This is a genomic window from Candidatus Regiella insecticola LSR1, from assembly GCF_000143625.1.
GTDB classification, from domain to species: Bacteria; Pseudomonadota; Gammaproteobacteria; order Enterobacterales; family Enterobacteriaceae; genus Regiella; species Regiella insecticola.
In genome coordinates, this window is record NZ_GL379637.1 from 1 (window position 1) to 2,627 (window position 2,627).

5 protein-coding genes are annotated in these 2,627 nt (G+C 42.2%); all 5 read right to left on the bottom strand.

From position 1 onward, the window contains the following. Window positions 1-129 precede the first annotated feature (129 nt). Window positions 130-621 carry a hypothetical protein gene (locus tag REG_RS08485; RefSeq protein WP_006705260.1) on the bottom strand — a complete coding sequence of 164 codons (492 nt, stop codon included), beginning with the start codon at window positions 619-621 and terminating at the stop codon, window positions 130-132. Window positions 622-644: 23 nt separating this feature from the next. Then, window positions 645-914, bottom strand: coding sequence for a hypothetical protein (locus REG_RS08490; RefSeq protein WP_006705261.1), 270 nt, complete (start codon window positions 912-914; stop codon window positions 645-647). A 17-nt stretch (window positions 915-931) separates the two neighbouring features. Beyond that, window positions 932-1,192, bottom strand: coding sequence for a hypothetical protein (locus tag REG_RS08495; protein ID WP_039908266.1), 261 nt, complete (start codon window positions 1,190-1,192; stop codon window positions 932-934). After that, window positions 1,189-2,157, bottom strand: a complete 969-nt coding sequence (locus REG_RS08500) for a hypothetical protein (RefSeq protein ID WP_006705262.1) — start codon at window positions 2,155-2,157, stop codon at window positions 1,189-1,191. Before REG_RS08500 ends, REG_RS08495 begins: the two co-directional genes overlap by 4 nt. Window positions 2,158-2,290: 133 nt before the next feature. Next, window positions 2,291-2,627: hypothetical protein (locus REG_RS08505; RefSeq protein ID WP_039908269.1), on the bottom strand; the 337-nt coding region annotated here is incomplete at its 5' end.

Sequence of the window (2,627 nt, forward strand, 5' to 3'; positions counted from 1 at the left end):
CCCCAGGGCGGGATTCCACTTTGTATTTTTTGTCATCAATAAGATCAATATTTAAGCATTTCGCAGGCGAAATTTTCTCATATGTTTAATTAATATACACAAATTGTGTGTTTTATAATCTAAAATTGATTAATTAATGAGTTGGATCCCGCCCTGGGCTTGCCCCCGATTCAACAGCAAGAAAACACTTCCTTTCCCCTGCTCTGGCGCATGAAGAATATAATGCAGGTGTTTTTTGTATAGGGAATCACTGGTTTTCTGCTTTTTCTTAATGCCCGGGGCAATCAAATTGAAATGATCATTGCCTAAATAAACATTGACATCCGTTTTGGTTGCTTGGTAGCGATAGCTTAAACCGGTCATCGCCATCCAACCCAAACCAACAGCGTTATTCATCGGATCAAGAAAAGAAGCGTTTTTATAAAAGGAAAAAATGAAATGCGGATCCTTTTTAGCAAAATAGCGCACCGCATCAAACTCAGCATCTCCACGCCATTTTATCAAATTCGTTTGCCCATATATCGGATCGATTTTTACCCTTGGTGAGGTTGGTAGCATCAATATGTTTGATGCAGCGGTCTTACCTGGCGCACCTGCTGTCGGCACATGGGCAATAGCCACAATCTGATCTTTTTCGATCTCATTCAGCTCACGTAAATTGATATAAGCCTCAGGATCATCAGCATTGGTGAAGTAATCTTCGCCCTGACGGTTTTTTTGCGTATTTGTGCGCCAATCTCATCAAATACCACCGTCGGTGCGCGCGCATTTTCCAGATGAATCGCCTTGATAACCGCCCCCTGCCAGGGGATCAGCACGTTACCGATCAGGGTAAATCCGCCCTGCTCAAAGCCTTGTTTCAAGTAATTAAAGTGCATGCCGGCAAGCCTGGCCTGCGTGATATTGTCAACCATTAACTCTATGCTGCTGGTTAGTGCTTTACTCGTTTCAGAAAGTCCGTAACCGGCAGCGATGACCGCGCCATCATTTCAGGAAATCCCTGTGCTATTGACAGGTATTTGGTGCTCATAACATCAAAGGTTATTCCCACCACATCAAAGCCAACTCTTGTCAACGCTAGGCTGCTTTGGCGGTAGTCTTCTGCGTTATGGTATTCATAAGCATTAAAAAGAAAGCTGGTGAAACTGATGGCAAGTGCGGCCTCTGTGGTAATGAAATCAAGCGCTTTCATTTCATTAGATTTAGAAATCTTATAAAAACATTCCAATAATTATTAATTGGATTTCTATATTTTTCAAATATCCCCATCTCGATGCAGGCATCCAAGAATCGATAAGTGCCTGTGGTAACGGTAGGAATAATATTCAACACACTGGTAAAGTCTGACGCTAAACAAACAAAAACATGCAGTTGCATGGCTTTGCGTAAGATAGAGTCTCCTTCTATCACCAATGGCCCCTCAGTTAAAAAATCAAATAATGATTCGATTGATCCCGGAATATTTGATAATCCCCCTGCGCCAGCGAAATTCCCCACAAGTTTAGGTTGCTGGCGCTTATTTTCGCTAAATAAGTAATTCTTTTTGGCGATATCAAGATACTTGTCTGCCTGCTGCCTCATTTCAGCAAAAATAGAATTTTTAGTGGTTACATCAATGATGTTCTGATTATTGGTATTGAGATAGGTGATGGTATAGTTTGCATCTATCGGATCATATTTCAGTTGCGATAATAAGGGCAGCCATTCACCTGCCGCGAGCCATTGATCCTGCTTCAATATATTGTGATTCGTACGTTTCCATGCCTGTGTATGCGCATATTTATCGGCACTGCGAATGCTGGCATTAAACCCTTTACTCCAGATTAATTGCCCCGCTCTTTGTATGTAATTAATATTTGCATATTCTTTTTGCAAAAAGGCTTGCCGGTTTTCAAGATCAGGGTTTTCCGCGTGACTATTTTGTTGCAGATTCGCTTTCCCATCTAATAGAGAGTATTCATACAGCCTGAATGATGAGTGACGGGGCAGGGGGTTATTTTTTGGCAAATTATTCAGCTGACCACAATGCGCTTCAATATTCTGAATGCTGTCAGTCACCTGTTTTAACTGCGTACTTTCATCTGCATCTATGTCAAACAATAAGGCATCTTCAATACTGCCTAAAAAAATCGAACTAATCGCTGCCCTGCTCTTCATTTCTTTACCTATCAGCGCAGCGCTACCATTATGGGTGAAATGCTGATTAAAAAAGTAAAACGCTTGCCACGTACTCTCGATTGCAAGCGCTTAAAAGCCTGTTGGAGTGCAAAGGGCGTGGCAAAAAGCGCGTTCACAAGCTGATTGAATTGTTTTTCTCCACAAGCAAAATCCAAATCTGCAAACCAGTCTGCGTAGTTTTCAGCTTCTCAGTCATCAGTACAGCTATTTGGGCAAGATTAACATCACTGATGATAAGCTCATGGGTCAAATCCCCCATCGCGGCGATCAGCACCATGCTCTCAGCCGCCATGATCACCACACCATTTTGCCCCTTTTTTAATATTTCAGCGGCGGTGGTTTTGTCTAGCCAGCCATCTAATTTTTCAGGACTATTCATCCATTCTGGTCGTTTTTCTGGATGAACGATCGGCATTTCGATCACAGAGCCGAGGCCAAAGGATTTTTTA